The sequence below is a fragment of the Flavobacterium arcticum genome (assembly GCF_003344925.1).
GTDB classification, from domain to species: Bacteria; Bacteroidota; Bacteroidia; order Flavobacteriales; family Flavobacteriaceae; genus Flavobacterium; species Flavobacterium arcticum.
The window spans coordinates 276,649-298,447 of sequence record NZ_CP031188.1; the positions used below are offsets into that span (position 1 = coordinate 276,649).

At 35.0% G+C, this 21,799-nt stretch carries 30 protein-coding genes and 1 tRNA gene; 6 read left to right on the forward strand and 25 right to left on the reverse strand.

Annotation, left to right across the window (positions count from 1 at the left end; all coding sequences use genetic code 11):
* Positions 1-35: 35 nt before the first annotated feature.
* The 4 genes from DVK85_RS01195 to DVK85_RS01210 all read left to right on the forward strand — a co-directional run bounded on the left by DVK85_RS01195 (position 36) and on the right by DVK85_RS01210 (position 3,444).
* Complete coding sequence (locus DVK85_RS01195; RefSeq protein WP_114676681.1) at positions 36-1,127, forward strand: DUF748 domain-containing protein; 1,092 nt, start codon at positions 36-38, stop codon at positions 1,125-1,127.
* Positions 1,128-1,153: 26 nt separating this feature from the next.
* Positions 1,154-1,444 (forward strand): SemiSWEET family sugar transporter, encoded by a 291-nt coding sequence (locus tag DVK85_RS01200; protein WP_114676682.1) that lies wholly within the window; start codon positions 1,154-1,156, stop codon positions 1,442-1,444.
* 133 nt (positions 1,445-1,577) lie between these two features.
* On the forward strand, positions 1,578-2,573 hold the full coding sequence (locus DVK85_RS01205; protein WP_114676683.1) for a sodium:calcium antiporter: 996 nt from the start codon (positions 1,578-1,580) through the stop codon (positions 2,571-2,573).
* Between the two features lie 70 nt (positions 2,574-2,643).
* A complete protein-coding gene (locus DVK85_RS01210) occupies positions 2,644-3,444 on the forward strand; it encodes a TIGR00266 family protein (protein WP_114676684.1) in 801 nt (266 codons plus the stop codon).
* A 973-nt stretch (positions 3,445-4,417) separates the two neighbouring features.
* Here DVK85_RS01210 and DVK85_RS01215 read toward each other — a convergent pair.
* From DVK85_RS01215 to DVK85_RS01240, 6 genes are all read right to left on the reverse strand, one after another.
* On the reverse strand, positions 4,418-5,092 hold the full coding sequence (locus DVK85_RS01215) for a response regulator transcription factor (RefSeq protein WP_114676685.1): 675 nt from the start codon (positions 5,090-5,092) through the stop codon (positions 4,418-4,420).
* Positions 5,085-5,858 carry a sensor histidine kinase gene (locus DVK85_RS01220; protein ID WP_114676686.1) on the reverse strand — a complete coding sequence of 258 codons (774 nt, stop codon included), beginning with the start codon at positions 5,856-5,858 and terminating at the stop codon, positions 5,085-5,087. Before DVK85_RS01220 ends, DVK85_RS01215 begins: the two co-directional genes overlap by 8 nt.
* A 174-nt stretch (positions 5,859-6,032) precedes the next feature.
* Entirely contained in the window at positions 6,033-6,647 is a 615-nt protein-coding gene (locus DVK85_RS01225; RefSeq protein WP_114676687.1) for a hypothetical protein, read from the reverse strand.
* 101 nt (positions 6,648-6,748) lie between these two features.
* On the reverse strand, positions 6,749-7,414 hold the full coding sequence (locus tag DVK85_RS01230; protein ID WP_114676688.1) for a hypothetical protein: 666 nt from the start codon (positions 7,412-7,414) through the stop codon (positions 6,749-6,751).
* 4 nt (positions 7,415-7,418) lie between these two features.
* Positions 7,419-8,036 carry a hypothetical protein gene (locus DVK85_RS01235; protein ID WP_114676689.1) on the reverse strand — a complete coding sequence of 206 codons (618 nt, stop codon included), beginning with the start codon at positions 8,034-8,036 and terminating at the stop codon, positions 7,419-7,421.
* A gap of 580 nt (positions 8,037-8,616) precedes the next feature.
* Positions 8,617-9,063 carry a Vps62-related protein gene (locus DVK85_RS01240; RefSeq protein ID WP_114676690.1) on the reverse strand — a complete coding sequence of 149 codons (447 nt, stop codon included), beginning with the start codon at positions 9,061-9,063 and terminating at the stop codon, positions 8,617-8,619.
* Between the two features lie 378 nt (positions 9,064-9,441).
* On the opposite strand from DVK85_RS01240, the gene DVK85_RS01245 reads away from it, so the two are divergent.
* Positions 9,442-9,514: transfer RNA gene (locus tag DVK85_RS01245), tRNA-Met, on the forward strand.
* Between the two features lie 57 nt (positions 9,515-9,571).
* Complete coding sequence (locus DVK85_RS01250) at positions 9,572-10,795, forward strand: tyrosine-type recombinase/integrase (protein ID WP_114676691.1); 1,224 nt, start codon at positions 9,572-9,574, stop codon at positions 10,793-10,795.
* 35 nt (positions 10,796-10,830) lie between these two features.
* Here DVK85_RS01250 and DVK85_RS13520 read toward each other — a convergent pair whose 3' ends face one another.
* From DVK85_RS13520 to DVK85_RS01340, 19 genes are all read right to left on the reverse strand, one after another.
* Positions 10,831-10,992, reverse strand: coding sequence for a hypothetical protein (locus tag DVK85_RS13520; protein ID WP_162845320.1), 162 nt, complete (start codon positions 10,990-10,992; stop codon positions 10,831-10,833).
* A gap of 10 nt (positions 10,993-11,002) precedes the next feature.
* Positions 11,003-11,281 (reverse strand): hypothetical protein, encoded by a 279-nt coding sequence (locus tag DVK85_RS01255; RefSeq protein ID WP_114676692.1) that lies wholly within the window; start codon positions 11,279-11,281, stop codon positions 11,003-11,005.
* A gap of 17 nt (positions 11,282-11,298) precedes the next feature.
* Entirely contained in the window at positions 11,299-11,679 is a 381-nt protein-coding gene (locus tag DVK85_RS01260; protein WP_114676693.1) for a hypothetical protein, read from the reverse strand.
* A gap of 12 nt (positions 11,680-11,691) precedes the next feature.
* Complete coding sequence (locus tag DVK85_RS01265) at positions 11,692-13,938, reverse strand: zincin-like metallopeptidase domain-containing protein (RefSeq protein WP_114676694.1); 2,247 nt, start codon at positions 13,936-13,938, stop codon at positions 11,692-11,694.
* Between the two features lie 2 nt (positions 13,939-13,940).
* On the reverse strand, positions 13,941-14,405 hold the full coding sequence (locus DVK85_RS01270; protein WP_114676695.1) for a hypothetical protein: 465 nt from the start codon (positions 14,403-14,405) through the stop codon (positions 13,941-13,943).
* Entirely contained in the window at positions 14,405-14,836 is a 432-nt protein-coding gene (locus DVK85_RS01275) for a M23 family metallopeptidase (protein WP_162845319.1), read from the reverse strand. Before DVK85_RS01275 ends, DVK85_RS01270 begins: the two co-directional genes overlap by 1 nt.
* A 29-nt stretch (positions 14,837-14,865) precedes the next feature.
* Positions 14,866-15,480 carry a hypothetical protein gene (locus tag DVK85_RS01280; protein WP_114676697.1) on the reverse strand — a complete coding sequence of 205 codons (615 nt, stop codon included), beginning with the start codon at positions 15,478-15,480 and terminating at the stop codon, positions 14,866-14,868.
* Entirely contained in the window at positions 15,446-15,697 is a 252-nt protein-coding gene (locus DVK85_RS01285; RefSeq protein WP_114676698.1) for a hypothetical protein, read from the reverse strand. The genes DVK85_RS01280 and DVK85_RS01285 overlap by 35 nt, the downstream gene beginning before the upstream one ends.
* Positions 15,698-15,699: 2 nt before the next feature.
* Positions 15,700-16,017, reverse strand: coding sequence for a hypothetical protein (locus DVK85_RS01290; RefSeq protein ID WP_114676699.1), 318 nt, complete (start codon positions 16,015-16,017; stop codon positions 15,700-15,702).
* Positions 16,014-16,823: a hypothetical protein gene (locus DVK85_RS01295; RefSeq protein WP_114676700.1), complete on the reverse strand. Its 810-nt coding sequence runs from the start codon at positions 16,821-16,823 to the stop codon at positions 16,014-16,016. The genes DVK85_RS01290 and DVK85_RS01295 overlap by 4 nt, the downstream gene beginning before the upstream one ends.
* Positions 16,823-18,154, reverse strand: coding sequence for a hypothetical protein (locus tag DVK85_RS01300; protein ID WP_127960530.1), 1,332 nt, complete (start codon positions 18,152-18,154; stop codon positions 16,823-16,825). Before DVK85_RS01300 ends, DVK85_RS01295 begins: the two co-directional genes overlap by 1 nt.
* A 64-nt stretch (positions 18,155-18,218) precedes the next feature.
* On the reverse strand, positions 18,219-18,686 hold the full coding sequence (locus tag DVK85_RS01305) for a structural protein (protein WP_114676702.1): 468 nt from the start codon (positions 18,684-18,686) through the stop codon (positions 18,219-18,221).
* Positions 18,686-19,111: a hypothetical protein gene (locus DVK85_RS01310; protein WP_114676703.1), complete on the reverse strand. Its 426-nt coding sequence runs from the start codon at positions 19,109-19,111 to the stop codon at positions 18,686-18,688. Before DVK85_RS01310 ends, DVK85_RS01305 begins: the two co-directional genes overlap by 1 nt.
* A gap of 4 nt (positions 19,112-19,115) precedes the next feature.
* The gene (locus tag DVK85_RS01315; RefSeq protein WP_114676704.1) at positions 19,116-19,538 is read right to left on the reverse strand and encodes a hypothetical protein; all 423 of its coding nucleotides are present in this window, start codon (positions 19,536-19,538) and stop codon (positions 19,116-19,118) included.
* A 2-nt stretch (positions 19,539-19,540) separates the two neighbouring features.
* A complete protein-coding gene (locus DVK85_RS01320; protein ID WP_114676705.1) occupies positions 19,541-20,047 on the reverse strand; it encodes a hypothetical protein in 507 nt (168 codons plus the stop codon).
* Positions 20,048-20,053: 6 nt separating this feature from the next.
* On the reverse strand, positions 20,054-20,260 hold the full coding sequence (locus DVK85_RS01325; protein WP_114676706.1) for a hypothetical protein: 207 nt from the start codon (positions 20,258-20,260) through the stop codon (positions 20,054-20,056).
* 3 nt (positions 20,261-20,263) lie between these two features.
* Entirely contained in the window at positions 20,264-21,052 is a 789-nt protein-coding gene (locus DVK85_RS01330; RefSeq protein WP_127960531.1) for a hypothetical protein, read from the reverse strand.
* A gap of 3 nt (positions 21,053-21,055) precedes the next feature.
* Positions 21,056-21,352: a hypothetical protein gene (locus DVK85_RS01335; protein ID WP_114676708.1), complete on the reverse strand. Its 297-nt coding sequence runs from the start codon at positions 21,350-21,352 to the stop codon at positions 21,056-21,058.
* 3 nt (positions 21,353-21,355) lie between these two features.
* Positions 21,356-21,727, reverse strand: coding sequence for a hypothetical protein (locus DVK85_RS01340; RefSeq protein ID WP_114676709.1), 372 nt, complete (start codon positions 21,725-21,727; stop codon positions 21,356-21,358).
* Positions 21,728-21,799 lie beyond the last annotated feature (72 nt).

Below are 21,799 nucleotides of genomic sequence, written 5' to 3' on the forward strand. Positions count from 1 at the left end.
TCCTTCTTTTCCATAATAACATAATAGAAATATACATGAAAAAACACAAAAAACTCTGGATTACCATTAGCTCTATCATAGCCTTTTTAGTAATTGCTAATTTTGCGCTAGAGTCTGTTGCATTACATTATACCAACAAAGCCTTAAGCGAAATAGAAGGTTACAAAGGCAGTATAAAAGATATAGACATACACTTATATAGAGGGGCTTATCGTATAGACTCATTAGTAATTAATAAAATTGACAATGGTAACTCTCAACCTTTTGTTGCTATTGATGCCATGGATATTTCTATCGAGTGGAAATCTATATTCAAAGGAGCTATTACAGGCGAATTTTATGTAGAACACCCCGTTATTAATTTTATAAAAAGAGGCGATAATGTTGATACTGGTGGCGATAACGATTTTATACAGACTATAAAAGACTTATCGCCAATAACCATAAATAGGTTTGAGATAAATAATGGCGAAGTACATTATATTGACTATGCCACTACACCTAATATTGATATCGCAGCTACTAGCTTAAACGCCTTAGCTACAAACCTTACTAACGTAGACAATAAAGACACCCCGCTACCATCTAACATTACACTTAGCGCTAACACAAGCGGTAATGGTCGTATTAATAGTCATTTAAAAATGAATATTCTTAAAGAAACACCTGACTTTGATTTTAGTTTTAAGTTAGAAAAGATGGATCTTACCTATCTTAAAGATTTTACCGATGCTTATGCAAAATTTACCTTTAAGAAAGGAACATTAGGAGTATCGTCAGAGTTAGTAATGGATGACGGCAACTATAATGGTTATCTAAAACCTGTGCTTGATGATATCAAGATTATAGATCTTACACCTGACTCTGAAAGAGAAAAAGAAAAAGGTTTTTTTAAAAAAGTATGGGAACTTATTGTAGGCGGAACTGTAGCTGTTGTTAAAAACAAATCTGAAGACAGACTTGCCACCAGAGTACCGCTTAAAGGTGATGTTAAAGGCGGAGAACCTTTTACTTGGGCGCTTATTACAAATGTATTTCGTAATGGTTTTATAAAAGCTTTTGATAATAATATAGAAGGTTCTATTAATTTTACTGATGCTAAAGCTGAGAAAACCTCGCAAAAATAAATACTGCCAAGTATAGAAAAACAATTATGAACTACATAGAAATAATAGGTGTACTGGCTGCAATTTTTACTACAGTTGCAAACATACCACAAGCCGTTAAAGTAATTCGCACTAGATCAACAAAAAGCCTTTCGGCAATAACCTATTCTTTTCTTTTTATAGGCATGACACTATGGGTATTATATGGCATTGGGCTAAAAGATATGCCTATTATAATAACCAATGCTATCGCAGGATCATTATGTGGTATTATACTCACCCTAAAGCTAATTGAACTCTATAAAAACCGAAAAACTATAAATAAACCATCAGAATAACAGGAGTAAAAATCTAATTATAGTAAACCTATAAATTACAACATTACCCCTGTTGCTTTTTCAGGTTTCCATTACTTTTATATAATTTTACCGCATTAGCTTTATTATTAATAATCGTTAACGAATAGTTTATATGTATATCGACATTTTGGGGTTTACGGTATGTGCAGTCATAATATTTTTTGCAGGTAAAAAGTTATCTTTTTATGGCGATCTTTTAGCCGAACTTACTGGTATGGGGAAAGCTTGGATAGGTTTTATACTCATGTCTACAGTAACATCGCTACCAGAGCTTATGGTAGGCATAAGCTCTGTATCAATAGTAGGTTCTGCCGACTTAGCCGTGGGAAATATTGTAGGGAGTTGTGCCTTTAACCTAGGAATACTATCGTTAATGGATGTATTTACACCTAGAAACAAACCGCTTTTTAGTCAGGTATCACAAAGTCATATACTCGCAGCCTCTTTTGGTATTATATTAATTGTTTTAGTAGGCTTAGGGCTGTACCTCGACGATATTATTATATCGCCATCTATGGGACTCATAAGCCTTTCCTTTGGGGTTATTTATTTATTATCTGTACGCTCTATATACAATTATCAAAAAATAAACCCAGCAGAGAAAGTAGCAGAAGCCATTGAACAGTCACCCGAAGTAACTTTGAGAAGCGTAGGCTTAAAATATGCCGCTTTTGCTTTAGTTATTATCGCTACGGCTTCCGTATTACCTCATTTTGCAGAAGGTATTGCCATACATACAGGCTTAGGCGAATCATTTGTAGGAACATTATTTTTAGCCGTTTCTACTTCACTCCCCGAAATTGCAATATCTATGATAGCCATACGCACAGGCTCGGCAGATATGGCTGTGGGTAACTTATTAGGCAGCAATATATTTAACGTCTTTATCCTCTTCTTTGGTGATATTTTCTACACCAAAGGCTTATTATTAAAAGACGCATCAGATGCCAACCTTATATCGGTTTTCGCAGTGATTATCATGACTGCGGTAGCTATTATAGGTTTTATAGCACCTGGGCGAAGCAAAAAAATATTCTTAGCTTGGGATACACTAGCTATACTCCTACTCTATATTGCAAATATGATATTATTATATAAGTTGTCTTAAATGTGCGCAATAGTGTAACAAAAAACATTATTTGCTAACTAATAAGTATCAATCAAAAATTATATATAACATGACATCACATGAAATAGATTACGAAATATTTGGCGAAGAAATGCAGTATGTAGAAATAGAGCTTGACCCGCAAGAGGCTGTAGTAGCCGAAGCTGGTAGTTTTATGATGATGGATAATGGCATTAAGATGGAAACCATTTTTGGCGATGGTGGCAACCAAGACAAAGGCGTTATGGGAAAACTTTTCTCGGCAGGTAAACGTTTACTTACAGGAGAAAGTCTTTTTATGACTGTTTTTTTAAACGAATTTCACGGTAAGCGTAGGGTTAGTTTTGCATCGCCCTACCCTGGCAAAATACTAGCTATAGACCTTACACAATATGGTGGACGTTTTGTTTGCCAAAAAGATGCTTTTTTATGTGCTGCCAAAGGAGTAACGATAGGCATTGAGTTTTCTAAAAAAATGGGACGCGGACTTTTTGGTGGCGAAGGTTTTATTATGCAAAAACTAGAAGGCGACGGTATGGCATTTGTACACGCAGGTGGTACACTAGCACGCAAAGAGCTAGCAGCAGGCGAGGTATTAAAAGTAGATACTGGTTGTATAGTAGGTTTTACTAAAGATATAGATTATGACATTGAATTTATAGGTGGCATTAAAAACACATTATTTGGCGGCGAAGGTTTATTCTATGCTACATTACGTGGTCCAGGTACAGTATATATACAGTCTTTACCCTTTAGTAGACTTGCTGGAAGAATATATGCCTCGGCACCACAAGGTGGCGGAAATCAGCGTGGCGAGGGTAGTATTTTAGGCGGGATAGGTAACCTATTAGATGGCGATAACCGTTATTAAAGTTATACCCCTTAACACTTATTCAAAAAACAGCAGACAAAGGTTTGCTGTTTTTTTTGATATAGTAGTAATATCAATAGCGGATTTATATCTTATATAAAACAAAACAGCGAGCATAAAGCTCGCTGTTTCTACACATCTAAAAAAAAATTTGAATAAAATACGCTTAATAATAATTAGTTGGATCGATTTCGCCGGGGGGCAAAAAGCTTATTTTTATCCTGTAATCAAGAAGCAGGCGGGTCCCGATTAGCAATTCAAGTTTTATCAACGCTCGGGGGGCTATAAAAGAGAATTACTTTTCCCGCCAGACTTCTTTTTCAGGATTAATCTATATACAAAGCAATAGTTTCTTGTTTTTATCGTCTCTTATTCTGATACAAATTTGGTGAAATGAAGAGATGTAGTATAGGTAGAAATTACCTGTTTTACAAGATTAGGTAATTTTACGTATTCTTAAAAGTTGATAGATTATCTGAGGGTAAGACGTAGCTCCTCTACTCTTAATATTTCTTATTATTATGTTCAATCTCTTGAGAAAACATTTTAGTAGTATTCAAAAAATAATATTGCACCTAAATATTATGGATATAAACAAAACAGCGAGCATAAAGCTCGCTGTTTCTACACATCTAAAAATTTTGAATAAAATACGTTTAGTAATTATTAATTAAATCGAGTTAGCCGGGGGGCAAAAAGCTCAATGTCGTTTATCCTTAATTTAAGAAGTAGGCGGGTCCCAATTAGCAATTCAAGTTTTATTAACGCTCGGGGGGCTATAAAAGAGAATTACATCTCCCGCCAGACCTCTTTTTCAGGACTAATCTATATATAAAAGCAATAGTTTCTTGTTTTTTTTATCTCTTATCCTGATACAAATTTGGTAAAATAAAAACGCATAGCACAGGTAGAAACTACCTGTTTTTAAAAAACAGGTAGTTTTACATATCCTTAAAAATTAATAACTTATGAATTAAATAAGTGGTAGTTCTTCTACTTTCATTATACCTTGCTGTATGGCATATATTACTAAACCAGCAATGTTTTTTGCTCCTGTTTTTACAAACAGATTATTTTTATGACCTTCGGCAGTACGTTGGGTTATAAAAAGTATATCACCAATCTCTTTGGCAGTTTTTTGTCTACAAATAAGGCGTAGTACATCTATCTCTCTTTCAGATAGTGCTGCATCATCACTTAATATAGGTTTGGGTGTTTTTACAGCTATTTGCCCTCTCAAAACTTCAAGTTGGTCTTCTTTAAAATGATAGCCTTGTTTATGTACTATTCTAATTATATCTACTAGTTCTACAGGAGATATTCCTTTTGGTAAAAATGCCGAAACGCCTGTCTTTACCATAAACCCCATAAACGATTTTTGATAGTGTGATGAAATCACTATAATTTTTATATCAGGATAGTTTATTTTAAGATGCTCTGTTACTGCAATACCATCCATACCCTCCATCTTAAGGTCTAGAAGCAATATTTGTGGACGAACATCTTGCTCTGTAAGTTTATCTAAGAGTTCTTGCCCGCTATTTGCTGTAAATAGCACTTGTATATCGGCTGTGTTTTGTAAAAAAGATTGTAAGAGGCTTACTATTAAAGCATCATCATCGGTAATACCTAGTATAATTTTATCCATTAGCAATTGTTTGTTGTTTAGGAACAACAAACAAGGTTGTAGTCCCTTTTCCTATAGTTGAATCAACCCTGTATTTTGCATTAAGGTACTGTATACGCATTTCAAGACTATTGAGTCCCAATCCTTTTTTTAGTACCGAGGTATCAAAACCACAACCATCATCTTTTACAAAAAGAGTAAGGTAGTTTGACGTATGACGTAAATGTACTTTTACTTCAGTAGCCTTAGCATGCTTATTAATATTAGTCATTAACTCTTGTATCATCCGCACTACTTGTATTTTAATACCCACAGGTAAAGAGTCTTGATGCCTAACATCGCTAAAGTAATCAATTTTAAGCTTTTCTCCCCAAGGGTTAAGTAAATCGGCTATCAATTCCTGTAATGGTGTATGCTCTAGTAATGGAGGTGTTAAGTCATGCGATATTCTGCGAGCCTCAGCAATTCCTTCACCTAGCATTGTATCTATTTCTGTTATAGGCAGTCCTATCTGGCTTTTCATTCGCATTACTGTAAGCTTTCCTATAAGACTATCATGTAAATCAGATGCAATACGCATACGCTCTTTTTCTTGTGCTTGCAAGTTAGTTTCTATAAGCTTTTTTTGGTGTTCTAGTTGCATGCGAGCCTCACGTAAGTTGGCTTCTGTCATTCGCTTATAACCAGCATGCATTATTTTTACAACAAATAATAATATGGTAAAAACCAGTATCAGTGCAATTGCAATCCATAGGGCTATTACTTTCGGATCCTGCCACTTTTCCATAAACACGATAAATTTAGATATGTAAAGCAAAAATACAGGAATTAAAGCTAATTTCTATGTTTTAAAAATCTTGTTTATAATTATTATCCATCGCAAAAAAAAGGAGGTAATCAGTTATAGAATTATAACTGATTACCTCCTATAAGGTCATTAATATTAAAATTTCAGTATTAATTACAGTAATGATAATAGATAAAAACTCGCTTGTGTAATACCTGATCCATACGGAGGTACTGGCGTAACAAAATCTTCATATATTATTTTCATTTCTTTACAAGCAACCACTAAATCTGCATTGTAACCCATCGGCTGCCCCGTTTCTGTCTGTAATGCAAAACGCACCTTTACCTCTGGAGTGACAAAGTCTTGTGTGGGAATTGCAAAAGCTGTAAAAACACCTTCGGTAGTTGTCACTTTTTTAGGCACCCATACTGTATAATCTTTTTCCCACCTATCAACCCTAGTAACTGCTGTTGCAGAGGGTATCCTATCTAAATGCATAGGTGTAGGAGCAGTCATAGGTATTGGGTCAGGAAACACTTTACACACTTCTACATACGAAGCTATATCAATGGTATCTTTATTATCATAAGTAGAAGGTATCATAAATAATTTTAAGCAGCCTGCATGAATACCGAGATACGCATGACAGTATTTTGATATACCTTTATATTTGTGACTCATAAATGTAAAACAATTGCCTTGACCTAAATAATTAACTAGTTCTGAGCTATCTTGGCGTATGTCTTGCCATTTTTGAAGACTATTAACAATACTATCTTTATCCATATCATATTTTTTTAAAGGTTACCTAAACTGAAAATACTTTTATAGTTAACAGTATATAAAATTAATTCTTTTTACCTCATTATTTTATTGTTTTATTAAATTTATTGGGGTGTTAACTTACTTTGTCTTCCATTTTTCCATACTTCATTAATTAAAAATCCATAAAAAAGTAGAACTATTAATAAATTACCCATCCAAAAATAAAACTTAATTCCTGTACTTTCATTAACCAAAAAATTAAAGGGTAAAAAAATCAAGGTGTTTAAGGTAAAGAAAACTAACACTACTATATTTAACTTAAAATTATCCCATCTTGACTCCTTAAAGTCGTTCATCTTCTCATACAAGAAAGTTAATGCCAATAGTATCACAACAAAATTATCTACTACTTTGGCATAAGGCTGGAAATATTTAACATCTGTTTTAAAGAAAAGATAACTAAATAACTCCCAACTAATGTATAATATTGCAAGTATATTTACAATAAAAATAGGCACATATCTTTTACTTAATAAAAATTTGTAATAAAAGTATCCTACTCCCATAACTTCAACAAGACTATAAACTATTAATACAACATGGTTATTACCATATTGTGCTAAAAATCTACCTGTCAAATCTACACATAGCATAGCTAAAAAGTAGTAAATAATACTCTTATGGATAGCATTTAATCTTTTATACAATAGCATCCCTAACAAGACACCAAGAATCAAAAACACAGGAGATAACTGACCTAATAAACGAGAAAATTCAAAAATTGACATTCTATTACAAACTCAATAAAAAGAAACTTTCTGGGACAGCCGAGGCATTATATGGCGGTACAGGGGTCACAAAATCATCATAAAACACCTTACTTTCATCTTTATTAGTTATTACTAAATCAATAATAGAAAGGGCAAGAGGATCAGTAGTATCTTTGCGAAGTGCAAAATTCACTTGAGAGTCTGGCAGTTCAAAATCTTCTGCATCAATTTTAAATGCTAAAAACATCCCATCAGTAGTTGCTGCTTGTTTTGGCGTCCATATTTTATAATTCTTATTCCATCGTTCTATCCTGTCTTTTGCTATACCCTCAGGTATTCTACCTCCTCCTAAACTCCATATTACAGGACTAGGAGTAACATATTTCCATATATCTGCCGCATACTCTTCTTTATCATATTGGCTAGGTATTAGCATAAAAATCAATCGTCCATCATATATACCAGGATAAGCATGTATGTCTTCAAGAATCTCTTCTTCATATCTGTTTATATCAAAAAAAAAGCTATTCCCTTGTTCAAAATAACTTACAAGGGCTGCACCATCCCTGCTTATATCTCCCCATTTATTTATACTTTCTTTAATAACTTCGTTTGTCATACTAAATGGCTTCTGTGTCATAATTATATTCGTTTAGGTTAAAAAAATTATTTAGATTGTGTTTGTGTGTGTTAAGGTAAGCAAATATAAGAAGGTATTAACAAATATAATTATCCTTATTTATATTATAACTCAACAATAGAGTAGAATATTGGGAAAAACAGAACCTTAGCACACCTTAAAAACAGGCTAAAAACAATTATAAATAGGTTTTTATATAATAATAGTATTATTTATTTTAATTAAAGTTTAAATACTATTAATGTAAATTTAAATAATTGATTATAAGAATAATATATAAAAAATAAACATATAAACACATCAATATAATGACGCTATATAACTGTTAAAAACTTTAAAACAACTACCCCATAATGTCATTTTTAGTTATAGTTTAACATTATTTATTTAACAAAAAAAGAGGCCTAAATTAGACATCCTTTTTATTGATTAATACAATTTAATATTTCTAGCTAATTGTTGTTATACAACCTCATGCTTTATTCCAAAGAGAGGCGCAACAAGAGGCGTTTCATAATTACTTGGACCAGCAAAAGTTCCTGTTAAAATAGAGCCCGTAGGAATCTCTATATCCCAAAAACTACCGTCCATAATTAGCTCCTGTACCTTTATCGTTCCAAATAAGGTTGCCAACCTTTGCAGCATTAACTAAATCATCTCGCAGACACATTACTAAAGACTTATCAGGTTTATCATATCCAGGAATACAACATATTCCCATTGCAACATATCCTTCAGGGGCTATTGGCTCCCAGAAAGATCCATCCATACTAGCTCTAGAGCCTGTATCTTTATAAATAAGTTTAAAATCGACAGGATGAGCTAAAACATCTGGTACATTATCTTTAACTACGAGTATTGAACCAGAAGGAAAATCATAATTCGACTGACCATAAGAATCAATTGTATGAAAACCAATTGGAATATTGATAGGGTTATAGAAAGCTCCATCCATATTACCACCACTTCCTTTATCCCACCAAGCTAATTCAAATGAATTAACAATACTAATTTTAATTTTTAAAATTGATCATTCTAGCATTGTTATCAAAACTAATTGTAGCTACTCAATCGAATTATTTTGTCTTGATTACTTATCAAATATCTTACAACAAATCAGACCAAAAAAGAATATAAACCATTGACTTTGAAATATTACAAACACCTAGCTTTATTTCAAGAATACATTTAAAATTGAACAATCATACTTTCATAAATAAATGCTAATATAATTTAAACACTATCTTTCTCTCTATAAAAACAAATTTGAATTAAACCAACACGATAACAGCAACTTAAAGGTTTATTATCCCACCTATCAACAATAACTACTAAAAAATCAAACATTTTATCCTTATTTATCTTGCAAATGTAAATAATGGTCGTATATTTGCACTCGAAACAACGCGGGATAGAGCAGTAGGTAGCTCGTCGGGCTCATAACCCGAAGGTCACTGGTTCGAGTCCAGTTCCCGCTACTAAAAGGCAAAGCCTTAATTTACAACGGTCTTAGAGCAATCTAAGACCGTTTTTTTATGGCTACACTTCGCGAGCTTTTACAAATTGAACATAATTCTGAACACGATTTTGCAACGAAAAAGAATTACGGTAAAGTAAATATCTATGATGCTAAGGGCAATATTTCTGCCCGATGGTACATTTATTACTCTTTCAGAAATCCCGAAACAGGTTATCTTGAAAGACAACCCAATGTATATATGAACATTAATGATTTTGACACGCTACGGGAACGTACTAGAGCTGCTAAAATTGTTAAAGAATCATTGGAGCGATTATTGAAACAAGGGTTTAATCCTTATGACGAAAACCCTCCTACTCCCAAAAATGCAAAAACTAGTAATAGTAATAAGTCGGTAAATGATGCTATATCATTCTCATTAACCATATCAAAAAAGGTATTAGCAGAATCATCTTATACCGATCACCAAAGCAGGGTTACACAGTTTAAAAACTGGTTGATAAAAAAGAATTTAGGCAATCATAAAATGGCTGACATTGAGCATGAGACGGTCATGGATTTTTTAAACGAAGTATTGCAACGCTCCAGCGCGAGAAATAGAAACAACACACGAACAGCTTTGGCTTCTATGTATAAAATTTTATTAGCTAATAAAATTGTAAAAATCAATATTGTTGAAGGTATTGATAAAATAAAAAGTACCCCTCAAAAAAACAAAACCTATACCGTAGAACAGGAGGAGAAAATATTGCAATTACTACAAAAAGAAGACCCGTTAATGTTGCTTTTTGTGCAGTTTATATCATTCAATATGCTACGCCCAATTGAAGTATGCCGACTTAAAATTAGTGACATCAGCATTAAAGAGCGCATTCTTAAAGTGCGTGCTAAAAATCAGCCTTTAAAGACCAAGATAATTCCTGAAATAATGTTGCGTAACATCCCAGACCTCAGTACATCAAACGCTACAGATTTTTTATTTACACCAATGGGTCCAGGTGCATGGGAAACAAAAGAAGTGAACCGAAGAAATTATTTTTCGGCACGCTTTAAAACCATAAAAGAAAAACTAAACCTAAACGACAATTACGGACTGTACAGCTTTAGGCATACCTATATAACCAAAATATACCGAGAACTACGAAAGACATTAAGCCCTTTTGAAACCAAGAGTAAACTAATGCTCATAACAGGGCACACTTCAATGACAGCACTTGAAAAATACCTTAGGGATATTGATGCCGAATTACCTGAAGATTATTCCAATCTTTTAGAATAAAAAAAGCCACTCTGTTACGAGTGGCTTTTTTGCTATTATTTCTTGGCTTTGGGCTTTGCTTTCACTACCCTACCGCCTTTCGCATACCGATAATCCTTCTTGAGTGTACCATCGGCTTTTACGCCTGTTGGTTTTACTAGTCTTCGGCAAGACTTTTTTACGGATGCCTTTTTTGTTGTTTTTCTTGCTGTTGCCATATTTCAAATTTTAACTATTATTCATTACCTCCAGTTGTTGTTGCAACTGTTCTATTCGGGTGGTGTTTTGGGTCAACTCTTCCGAGTACAAAAAAGCCATTGGTAACCTTGCCAGTGTACCACCAGCTACAAAAAACCCAACTTTACCCCAAAACCCTAACTTTTTGTTACGGGCAATAAGCACCCCTACTGTAGAACCTGCTGCCGAGAATGCCCCCGTTTTCATTGCAATAGCCCTGTTTTTAGCCTCAAGTGTTGCAATCTCGTTTTGTATCGTTATCTCTTCCATGTTATACTTTATTACTATTAAAAAGATTTAATTCCAGTAACAGAAATATAATAAGCTGCTCCAGGTATTTTTTCCATTTCGGCAAGTGGCATCCATACAAGCTCGCGAGAACCATCATTAATATAAGCTTGCTCTTCCTGATAGGTTACACGTTGCCCTTTCATTATTCTATATTTACCAGGATTCCCAATTGCTAAAACCACTTTATCTTCAAGAGAAGACAAGGGTACTGTAGCGGGTTGACCGCTTGGCAAGTGCCGAACAACATCAAAGTCATTATAATTGTTATTTTGCTGTAATGCATTGTTTCCACCACTACTGCCAAAAATCTTATCTCGCATTAAATAAGCTGTAGCTGCTGCTGCAACCGTAAGCCCTATTACTACTTTTTTATTCATAATTATTTATCTTTATGTTACTGTAAAACTTATTTGGGGTGCTGCTACCTCCTGAGCTGGTTCGGGTTCAGGCTCATTTGCAAAAATCTCTTCGTGTTTTTTAGGATTATGCTTTTTTAAGCCCTCTTCCCATACTACAAAATGCCCGTCACCATATCGCCCTCTATTCTCCATTAAAAAGTCTTCTACGGTACATATCGCATCTACAATATGTGTCCAACCTTGATCGCCTTTAAAATTTCCGCTTTTGGTTACCTCGAATACTAGCACAAAAGAAATTTCAGGAAACCCATTAATAAAACGCTCTTTAAACTCATGAGGCTTAATACCTGTCTTGTTTATATAGTCGTTTATCATATCAATAAAAACAAACTGATAATCTCCCGTTTGTAACAATTTCTCTAAATCCTCCAGTCTGTCTGCTTTCGTTGCAAAGGCATTCGGGTTGTCTTCCATACCTGAGTTTCTCCAAATATCTTGTGTCGACTTATTAAAACCCTGATCGACAAAATTGTATAGTACATTGCCAAACTTGGTAAGATAATTGGCAAACTGCGCAGCTCCCGATGTTTTACCATTTTTAGGTTTACCCCAAATGGCAATTTTCATGTTCTTTGCAGGCTCTTGCATAAATTCAGACCAAACCCCATCCATTTTAAGACTTTCAAACTCCATATTCATAAGATCTTCTGACGACATAACCAGTGCATTATTCGATACTGGAGACTGTTTCTTAACTGCTATTGGTGTTGGGCTATTTAAGCTTTGTTTCTTAACTGGAGCTTTACGTGCTGCTTGCTTCTTTCTCCCGTTAAGGGCTAAGGTTAATTGCTTAGTATCTGCAACTTTTGATTTACGAGTTCGCTTTGCCACGGTTTTCTTTTCTGGAGCTTCTTTAGTAGGCTTTACCGTTTTTGGTTTCGGTGTTGCTTTTTTAGGTCGCTTCGTTGGTTTTGGCTCTTTTGGTGCTTCTACCGCTTTCTTTAAATCTTCAAAATATTTCGGGTTGCCATCCTCATCAGGCTGTAGTATATAATCGGCTGCCTTTTGTGCTTGAGTGGCAGCACGCATCAAAAATCTATTATCCCCCTCCAAGTGAGGTATTAAACCATGCCATCCTTTTAAATATGCTGCATGGTTTTTATTGGTATGCCATAAAACACCTGCCTCTGCACTTAAAAATGTAGCCGAAAATTCAGCAATCAACTCTTCAAAAGCATACTCTTTAGTACCAAAACCATTTTTTAAATCGCGTGCTAAACGAGAATCATGCCCTGTACTATGAGCTAATTCATGAAAAACCGTTCTATAATAATCGGAATTTGTATTAAAATCTTTATAAAAAGGAATCTGAACATGATCAATATCAGGTCTATAATAAGCTCGATCACCACCAAAATCAAAATCGGGAGCAGGTGTTGGGTAATTATTAATAATACTTTCAGCTATATTATTCCTATTCTCCTCAAGCGCAGGCAATGATTTTTTTACAAACCCCGTTTTAAAATTATCTAAATCAAAATCAATCCCTGTAATATCTTTACCATTAAAAACATTATAATATTTTAAGATTGGTAAATAATACTTAGAAATCATTTCAATAGAAATATCAGTTTTTAATCCTGGAATCTTTTCTCTATTTTTCTCTAATAATCCTATAAATTTTTTCGCATCATAGCTAGATATATTAACAGCATTATTTTTATAAGTATATAATTTTGTAAAGTATATAACCTTTTCTGCTTTAGCCCCTTTCTTTAGCTTTCCTTTTAGTTGTTCTATTTGCTTAAAAGTTAGAAAAAAAGGATTTTCTAAAAGTTGTAATTCTGTCAATAAAAATAGATTGACACCTCTATATCTTTTTTTACTAATAAAATTAAACGGTAAAGAATAACCTTCAGCTTCCCATCTTTTAACATAATCCGATGAATTTGCATCCTCTATCTTTTTCAACATCTTATCCGTTATCATCTGATAAATCTGATCGGGCGATACTGCTTTGCCTAAGCCCTCAATAGTATCATCTGTATCATGCTCGCAATCCAAACAATGTAAAAGGCTTTCAGGAACAACCTCTATAGCAGGATGCTCTAATTCAATATCAACTTCTTCGCCCTCAGCTATATGTTCTAAAGCTTTAGTAAGTCTTTTTACAAGCTCGTATTGTTCTTGTTCTTTCGCTACTGCAATTAATTCTTGTACCATTGCTCTTGAAACTGTAGCACCGTTTAATCCGTTAAATGTATCTACTGCACTCATCGCTATCCTTCTACTATATATTCATTGCCCAATACTGATAGTGTTGCAATGATGGTTAATTCGTTAAAGTCTAAATTTTGATTTCCTATTACATTACCCAATACATTTTGAGTTAACATACTAATGGGAATGCCTGTTATTTCTATACTAGAATGTTCTGGTATAGCTATACTGGTTACGTTTACATTAGCTGTACCTAGAAACTGATTTTTAAAATAAATATCTACTTTCTTTAATGTAACAAGCGAACCACCCGACACATAAAACCCCTGATTTGTAGGATTGTTTATTTTAAGCCCAAGCTTGAAGCTTATTGTTTTTAAACCGAATTTAAGGTTCGACAACCCCGAAGGCTGGATACTCATACGGTCAAAAACAGCTTGCATTTTTTTGATCTTTTCATAAGCAACTAAAGCTATGCCCGTAAGCAAAAAACCTGTTACTATGAGTACGTTTTTAGTCTTCATTATCCAAATAGATTAGTAGGGTCTATTAAAGCTCCTGTACTCTTGCTACGTACTTCAAAATGTACATGGTTGTTCATTGTACTACCATACTTGGCAGCGATATTTTGCGCCGTTGCTACTGGAGCACCTGCAACTACAGTACTACCTACAGGTACAGTAAGGAGCGCATAAAATATTTTTGCTTCATACGTATCATTCTCAATCACAAAACCCTTATAACTAAAATCATCAGCATAAGGCATAGCTACTCTTTTTATTGTACCCGAAAATGGAGCTAACACAGGCTGCCCAGGAGCAGCTATAACATCAACCCCGCTATGCTTACGCGAACCGCCCGAACGCGATGCACCAAATGCACCACTACCCCAACCATCTAAACCTCTTATTTTTTGCCCGTTAACTATTTTTGCAAATGCTTTTCCTGTACTCATAAATAAATATGTTATGGCTATTCCGCCGATTATGTAAAGAATTTTCTTAGTACCCATGAAATAATTTTTTTTCTAAAAAGTAGTATTGCAACTAGCACCGCAATAAGCAACCACCACCAACTCAAAGAAGCCGAAGGCTCTGACACTACACTCTTGCCTTTTATAGCAATAGTAGCTTTCGTACGCCTAGAACCGCCCTCACTTTCGCTTGCTTTTATATCATTATGACGGGCTGTATTCGTGTTTTTACTTTCGTTTAGCTGCTCATTAATAGTGGTATTTTCATTTTTACTACTAACCTTTATTATTGCATTAGTAACTTTTACTGTACCATCAGGCGTAACAATATCAATAGCTTTAGTGCTATCTACTGGGGTTAAGGTAAAATCGTTGCTAGTAATACTACTAACTGTATTGGTAGCTCTTATGATTTCATTTTCCTGCTTTACATCAACAGTAGATTTATCGGTAGTTGTTGTGTTTCGTAAATAAGTATCAAAACTATCTAAGCGTACTTTTTTATCTTGTTTTTCTACTTGCCGCGTTTTGCAACCTGAGAGTATTGCAAGCAGACAAAAAACTAAATATAGCGTTCGGCACTTTTTCATCTTATAAATTGTTACAATGTTTACACTTGCTTTCATACTCAGCTAGTTTCTTTTTGACTAGCTCAAATTCCTTTTTTAGCTCTTCATACTCTTTTTGCTGGTCTGCAACAAATGTTTTATAAGCTGCCTGCATTTTTACCAAAACATTAGTTTCAGCCAATTGCACCTGAGATTTGCGAGAAACCCAAGCAACATAAGCACTTGCTAATGATGTTCCGCCAAGTATATAATTTAGTATTTCTGCTACTGACATAATTATTCCTGTATTTCTGTAAATTCTACTTTCTTTAATAGGGCGGTAACAAGATCATTTTGTAAGCTCTCCCAAACATTCGATTTTAAAAAATCTAAATACTCGCTGTTAAAGTCCTTTACGCTATGCCTCGCCTTGTTAATGCGTTCACCCTCTACAATATCATAACTGTAAAAAACCGCTTCTTTTTTACGGCTGCTATAGTTACCTATTGATAAATCTTCAAATACAAAAACTTTGTTATCGCATTGGATTTCTAAATTTTCAATGCTGCCATTAGTAACAGTATATTGCTTTCCGTTTTTGGCTGTTAGTATCATGCATCAAGGTTTTCAAAAATTAATTTTTCTTTGTTAAGCAATGCCGTTACACGTTGGTCGAAATTTTGTACTTCTGCCCCAGTGTAGCCCGTCCAGTTGTAAATTAAGAATAGTCCTAACCTAATAGACATTCCAACCTGCCCCTGAGCAATAATAAAATAATCCTCCGCTCCTATAGGGTACTCTTCAATGACTGGGAAAAAGGGCGAAAATGAACCTACAGCGTTACCATACTTCATTTTTACACCCAAATCCTGCCCCATATTCACAACCCCTGCTGTAACTATACTTTCATTTTCGTTATGGTTGGAGCTTTCAGGATTAAGTAGGTTTGTTAATTCTCGTTTAGGAACGGTTGCACCACCTCTGATACTTGCCTCAAACCTACCTAAAGATGCTGCCCCTGTCGTTATAACAATGCCTGTAGTACCGTTTGATCCTGTCCTAAAAGGACTGTTAGCCGTAATTGAGCCATCAGCAAACGTATTTTTCATAATAGCATAAATGCCGAATTTTGAGCCATTATGTAAAAAGCGATAATCGTCAACACTATTAGAACCTAAACTAACGAGGTTAGATTCTGACTTTACCCACAACCCATTTTCATAGACTGGCATTCTTTCCGTTCTTCCTTGTTTTACTGTGGTTGGGTTAATCGACTTGTCGCCCCATGATTTGACTTGCCCCTCTTGAAGCTCTACACGCTCCCGTGCATCATTCCATTGCACAAGACCTGGTATAGAATTAAAATTCTCTTCTGTATTTAATATTAGCCCTGTTATATTTAGTCCGCTTAGTACATTCATTATTCTGCTATGGGTAAAGAGGTTATCGTGTGCTTAATCTCTATATTCGCATTTGTCAACTTATTAATCGTATTTACAAAGCCAACGGTTACAACATCGCCCGAAATTGATACATCAATTCGTGTATCTGTATTAGTAACATAGTCTGAAATAATTGACGAATATTGTTTATTATACCTTTCGGTATCACGGCTCACATCGGTAACAACGCCTCCAATATTTTGTAGTAAAAATTGCGCCCTGCCATTGATATAATTGCCGTCGATATTCATTACCGTAATATTGGCAACATCTATAGTGATAGTGCTGTTATTGGGTAGTGTTATTGCTTTTATGGGTGTGGTAACACTTCCCGCGCATTCTATAGCAATAAACTCGGTTTCATTATAATCTGAACCGCTAACCAACCGCAAGGCTGTGAATATTCTTGTTACACGTTTGCTCGCTACCGTTCCTACACTCAAGAAGTTTCCTACTGCATCAAAAAGCTTAAAGGCTTCTAATGAATCAGGTAATACTTTTATCCCCATGTTACCGTCCGTAACATCTTGGTAGGCTTCCCATATTGCCTGCGTACCTTTTATGGTTAGTCTTTTTAGCTGTTCATTCCAAAACACATTAGAGCTTCTAAAGAATGCACCTAAGCGCGAAAAAAAGGCGACACCATAAACATCGGACGTGTCCGAAAGGTTTTCAAATTCTATATTGTTGCCCTTATTGGCTTTTTTGTCAAGCTCGCTTTGATTAGACAATACACTACTGTAAAACAATACCAAATCAGTATCTACAAACTGCAACAAACCATCGCCATAACTACCGCGTGTTGCATCTGGAGAAAGCACATATACATAGCTATCTGTGCCTGCTGTAAACTTGAAATAATAGATTTTGCTTTCGTCGCTTACATCTATAGGTGCAGCACTTGTATTCAAATAGGTAAAAAGGTCAGGTAATGATGCTATTACAAATTCAGGAAATACAACTGCATCAACTGCCGAAAGTGCAACATCGGTAGTTTGCTCATTGGGGTACAAACGATCTATCTCTATCAATGTTTTTTCTGTAGCATAATCCCCAAGAGGTGCATAGGTAGTACCAGAGGGTAACTGAACTAAATATTTTTTAACAATATATCCGCCCGTAACAACATCACTAACGGCTACCGATATTACAGGTAATTGCCCTGTAGGTACTGTTAAATTGAAAATGCCTAAAACATCCTGTAATGATGTAGTATTGGATATATAACCCAAAAAGTATTCGTTAGCTTTTACTTGCGTAGCTACGCTGCCCAATGAAATATATGCTTCTATACCTGTACCTATCATCATTGTTTTTTGCTTTTATGATATTTATATGCCACAACCCCTGTTAATACTAGTAACAGGATAATTATTAAGCCGTTATTACTTTTTTTTTTAAGGGTATGCCCAGTATTGCAATGGCATCTTTATAATCCTGATTGGTTATAGCATACGAATCATTGCCGTTTTCTATCATTGCAATGATTTTGCAAAGGGCTATTATCGTTTCTTCGCTTAGATCTAATGTTGCTGTTTTAGGAATACCAAGCGCACTAACAACACTATTGATATAAGCAGTAGTATTATTTTCAAAACTTGGTGCATACTTGCTTATCAGCTTTTCTATAGTGTTTGTACCTTTGTTTATGTGCGTTATCAGATTACGCATCATGGCACGTATGCCATAGCGCAACTCATAGAATTGTTCAAACTTTGCATCGGCACTATTACTATGAGGGATTTTACCCTCCCATGCTATAGAGGTGCGGATTAAATTACCAGGATTATTATTGCGTAATCCACGGGCTAACTCGGTTCTATTTAAATAACTCTTTGGCATTATATTATTATCGTTTTACGTGTTGCTAATCCTGTTGTGGTTGTACTGCTACTCTTTTTAGCTTTATTCGCTAGTACTACCGCTATGGCTAATATGCCTACACCAATACCCACAACTAATAATTTGTTATCTTTTTTGGTCTTACCCTCAATAACAATAGCCTCTTCTAACTTTATAACTGCTGGAACGGCGTTAACAGGAAAATGAACTTCTTTATACCCATGTGCAGCTATTTTTATAATACTGGAGGGATGCATTGCAATAAATTCAAAGTCTCCAGTTTCAGGGTTACTCCAAGCATTCATGCCCACTACAGGTAAAATACCGTTGATAGGCAAAATTGTTGCTACCTCGCTTATCTGAGCTATTTGATATATTGGGTTACCCTCTGCATCGGTAACTTTTCCGCTTATAACTATTGGCATAATCTTATAATTCAGTTGGGTACTTTAATCGTAGTGTTTCGTATTCAGAGGCGTTAAGCTCATTTTTAAGCCATTCCTTTAAACCGTATTTATTTAAAGTATTCCCGAAATATTCGTAAATATTCCCCATAGTTTTATTGTAGGAACGCTGCCCAAAAGCAGTAACAATTTGTTTAAACTGCGTTGCATTTACAGGTTGTAAGGCATTTTTAATAGCTTGCTCATCTGTACCGCTAATTTTCATAGCATTGTACAAGGTTTCGGCTATAGCTTGAGCATCAATAGGCGCACTATTACCATTCCCTGTAGTATCATATTGTGATCCTGAATTATCAATTTTACCTACAATAACCCTATACAGAATAAAGACAGCTAAAACACCTCCAGTAATCAATAATGGTTTCTTATATTTTTGGCTTACATCCATCGCTATATCACATTACCTATTAAAAATCTTATTTCGTCTTTTTCCGAATCGCTAAGCTGATCGGTTAACCATTCCGTAAGGTTCATATCGCTAAAACCACCCCACATTTTACGCTTACCAAAGGCATTAAACACTTTAGACCATGCATTTTGATTAAGCCCTGCAAGGTTATTTTTGATAGTATCGAAATCGACACCCCACCCATACATCGCTTCATAAATAGCATCGGCTTTGGCTTGTGCCTGACCGTTAGTTATATTAGCAGGTGTAGTATTGGTATTTGTACCTTGACTTATAAATCGGTTTTGATAGGCTTTATATCCAAAATAGCAAGCAATACCAACTACAGCAACAACACCTACAACCTTAGCTATTTTAATTCCCTCTTCGGTTACCTTTTTTTGAGTGTCTAAAATTTGGGTAATAGCCCCTTTTCCCGCTGGAGATTGTGCCGCAGCAATCAAAGCGGGATTATTGAGGCTATTTGTATTTTCTGTAGTTGTTTCCATAGTGTTCTATACGCTAAACATTGTTTTTAGCATCTTCCAGTTCTTTTTCATTGCTGTTAATGCTTTGGGCGAATTAATAAGCTGCTCGATACGCTCCTGATCTTCCATAGCAAGACTGGCAAACTTGGTAAGGTTAGCTGCTTTCTTTCTTGCATCAAACACGTTACCTGCTGTAACAGCTATTGTTACTGTATGTTCTATTTTTGTACTCATGGCTTATGTATTAGGTATTAAATTATGATTGACTAATAGTTGCTCTAAGGCTTCTCCAAACCCTTCTTTAGTGTTGATTCCTTTCAATGCAAGTAGTATATAACTACTCACACCATCACTTGTACCTTGTACCTCTTGTATCAACTGTTGTTTTACTGCTGATAGATTAGAAGCAGAGGCAAGACCAGCATCGCTTTCAATAGCAGGTACACTACCTTTCATTGCTGCCATAAGCGCAGGGGCATAATCAAGAGCTTTCAACCACATATCGCCATTATTTGCCTTTTGGTTTATATCAAACTCTTTTTTCAAGGCTTCTCGCTCCAAATCGGCAACAGTTTTTTTTAACTCTTTATTCTCGACTTTTAAGTCTTGATTCTCTAATAAGAGTGTAGGGTAATGTTGCGTTTTATAAAGAACATCTGGTATATTAAGCCCTCCCATTAACTGCCCCATATCAAAAGGGTTGGGTTGAGTATTATGGACTGGTGCAGGTTGGTTATGCATTGGCTGATTATTGTTTTTGGAAAGATTAAAATAATGTACAGGCTCAACTACTTTCCAGCCTGAACCATTTTTACGCTTTATTTTTATACCAAACTTTTTAATATTTGCATGGTATATTTTTTCATCAAAGTATTTATCTACACTTCCTGCTTCGGCTTCCATCTCTGCACCTAACATATTATTACATATATTAGTTAGCGTATCACTATCAAAAATCTGTACAGCGTAATACTGATCCGTCTTTAATTTTGTGATTATCTCATTAAGTTTCTGTTGCGGCGACATATCTTAACAATTTAAAGGGTGAATTAATTTTCTATAGTCTAAAATGGCGTTGCCTGTACCTCCTACAAAGGCAAACTTTATTTCTAGTTTTGCCGTTGCCGTGCCATCGCCTGGTATGTTGAAGCTGCCAAAAGGAACACCTATATCAGCATTAAAGGCAGGAACAGTACGAGGTACACCATTCACACTAACCGTTAATGCGGTTGTACCGTAATTAGAAATCGTTAAACTCGTAACGTCTTCTATTGTTGTACTATCATCTTCAGTAAAAGGGAGTGAAACAAAACCTGACTGTACCATTTTCTAACAGTTTTTGTTAGTGAAATCCTGTGCATAAACAAGGACAAGTTGTCCTACAAGAGCTGTATCAAAAGCTTCGGTTGCTCTTATTTTTAAATGAAAGGTCTTACCTCCACTTTCAAAATGTACGGGCTTTTTACCGTCATAGTAGGCTGCTTCACGATCTCTGTAATTTGAAATGTGACTTTCAGGAGATATAACTTCTCCAGTATCTGTTGTAATTTCAACAGTAACCATTCCTGTATTAGCACCACCCTCTTTAAATATGGCACACCCCGTTATAATGCCATTTTTTTCTGGCTTAAATGGAAATATCTTACCGTTAGAACCTGCTGCTACTACAAATGGAACTGCGTATTCATATTGATTTATCATACTTTTTAGAATTAAAAAAAGCCAAAAGCACTGCCTTTGGCTTTTTCAATTAACAACTAACCTAACTAACCA

Coding starts and splice junctions, on each gene's coding strand:
- DVK85_RS01195 (WP_114676681.1), top strand. CDS start 36: ATGAAAAAACACAAAAAACTCTGGATTACCATTAGCTCTATCATAGCC.
- DVK85_RS01200 (WP_114676682.1), top strand. CDS start 1,154: ATGAACTACATAGAAATAATAGGTGTACTGGCTGCAATTTTTACTACA.
- DVK85_RS01205 (WP_114676683.1), top strand. CDS start 1,578: ATGTATATCGACATTTTGGGGTTTACGGTATGTGCAGTCATAATATTT.
- DVK85_RS01210 (WP_114676684.1), top strand. CDS start 2,644: ATGACATCACATGAAATAGATTACGAAATATTTGGCGAAGAAATGCAG.
- DVK85_RS01215 (WP_114676685.1), bottom strand. CDS start 5,092: ATGGATAAAATTATACTAGGTATTACCGATGATGATGCTTTAATAGTA.
- DVK85_RS01220 (WP_114676686.1), bottom strand. CDS start 5,858: ATGGAAAAGTGGCAGGATCCGAAAGTAATAGCCCTATGGATTGCAATT.
- DVK85_RS01225 (WP_114676687.1), bottom strand. CDS start 6,647: ATGGATAAAGATAGTATTGTTAATAGTCTTCAAAAATGGCAAGACATA.
- DVK85_RS01230 (WP_114676688.1), bottom strand. CDS start 7,414: ATGTCAATTTTTGAATTTTCTCGTTTATTAGGTCAGTTATCTCCTGTG.
- DVK85_RS01235 (WP_114676689.1), bottom strand. CDS start 8,036: ATGACACAGAAGCCATTTAGTATGACAAACGAAGTTATTAAAGAAAGT.
- DVK85_RS01250 (WP_114676691.1), top strand. CDS start 9,572: ATGGCTACACTTCGCGAGCTTTTACAAATTGAACATAATTCTGAACAC.
- DVK85_RS13520 (WP_162845320.1), bottom strand. CDS start 10,992: ATGGCAACAGCAAGAAAAACAACAAAAAAGGCATCCGTAAAAAAGTCT.
- DVK85_RS01255 (WP_114676692.1), bottom strand. CDS start 11,281: ATGGAAGAGATAACGATACAAAACGAGATTGCAACACTTGAGGCTAAA.
- DVK85_RS01260 (WP_114676693.1), bottom strand. CDS start 11,679: ATGAATAAAAAAGTAGTAATAGGGCTTACGGTTGCAGCAGCAGCTACA.
- DVK85_RS01265 (WP_114676694.1), bottom strand. CDS start 13,938: ATGAGTGCAGTAGATACATTTAACGGATTAAACGGTGCTACAGTTTCA.
- DVK85_RS01270 (WP_114676695.1), bottom strand. CDS start 14,405: ATGAAGACTAAAAACGTACTCATAGTAACAGGTTTTTTGCTTACGGGC.
- DVK85_RS01275 (WP_162845319.1), bottom strand. CDS start 14,836: ATGAGTACAGGAAAAGCATTTGCAAAAATAGTTAACGGGCAAAAAATA.
- DVK85_RS01280 (WP_114676697.1), bottom strand. CDS start 15,480: ATGAAAGCAAGTGTAAACATTGTAACAATTTATAAGATGAAAAAGTGC.
- DVK85_RS01285 (WP_114676698.1), bottom strand. CDS start 15,697: ATGTCAGTAGCAGAAATACTAAATTATATACTTGGCGGAACATCATTA.
- DVK85_RS01290 (WP_114676699.1), bottom strand. CDS start 16,017: ATGATACTAACAGCCAAAAACGGAAAGCAATATACTGTTACTAATGGC.
- DVK85_RS01295 (WP_114676700.1), bottom strand. CDS start 16,823: ATGAATGTACTAAGCGGACTAAATATAACAGGGCTAATATTAAATACA.
- DVK85_RS01300 (WP_127960530.1), bottom strand. CDS start 18,154: ATGATGATAGGTACAGGTATAGAAGCATATATTTCATTGGGCAGCGTA.
- DVK85_RS01305 (WP_114676702.1), bottom strand. CDS start 18,686: ATGCCAAAGAGTTATTTAAATAGAACCGAGTTAGCCCGTGGATTACGC.
- DVK85_RS01310 (WP_114676703.1), bottom strand. CDS start 19,111: ATGCCAATAGTTATAAGCGGAAAAGTTACCGATGCAGAGGGTAACCCA.
- DVK85_RS01315 (WP_114676704.1), bottom strand. CDS start 19,538: ATGGATGTAAGCCAAAAATATAAGAAACCATTATTGATTACTGGAGGT.
- DVK85_RS01320 (WP_114676705.1), bottom strand. CDS start 20,047: ATGGAAACAACTACAGAAAATACAAATAGCCTCAATAATCCCGCTTTG.
- DVK85_RS01325 (WP_114676706.1), bottom strand. CDS start 20,260: ATGAGTACAAAAATAGAACATACAGTAACAATAGCTGTTACAGCAGGT.
- DVK85_RS01330 (WP_127960531.1), bottom strand. CDS start 21,052: ATGTCGCCGCAACAGAAACTTAATGAGATAATCACAAAATTAAAGACG.
- DVK85_RS01335 (WP_114676708.1), bottom strand. CDS start 21,352: ATGGTACAGTCAGGTTTTGTTTCACTCCCTTTTACTGAAGATGATAGT.
- DVK85_RS01340 (WP_114676709.1), bottom strand. CDS start 21,727: ATGATAAATCAATATGAATACGCAGTTCCATTTGTAGTAGCAGCAGGT.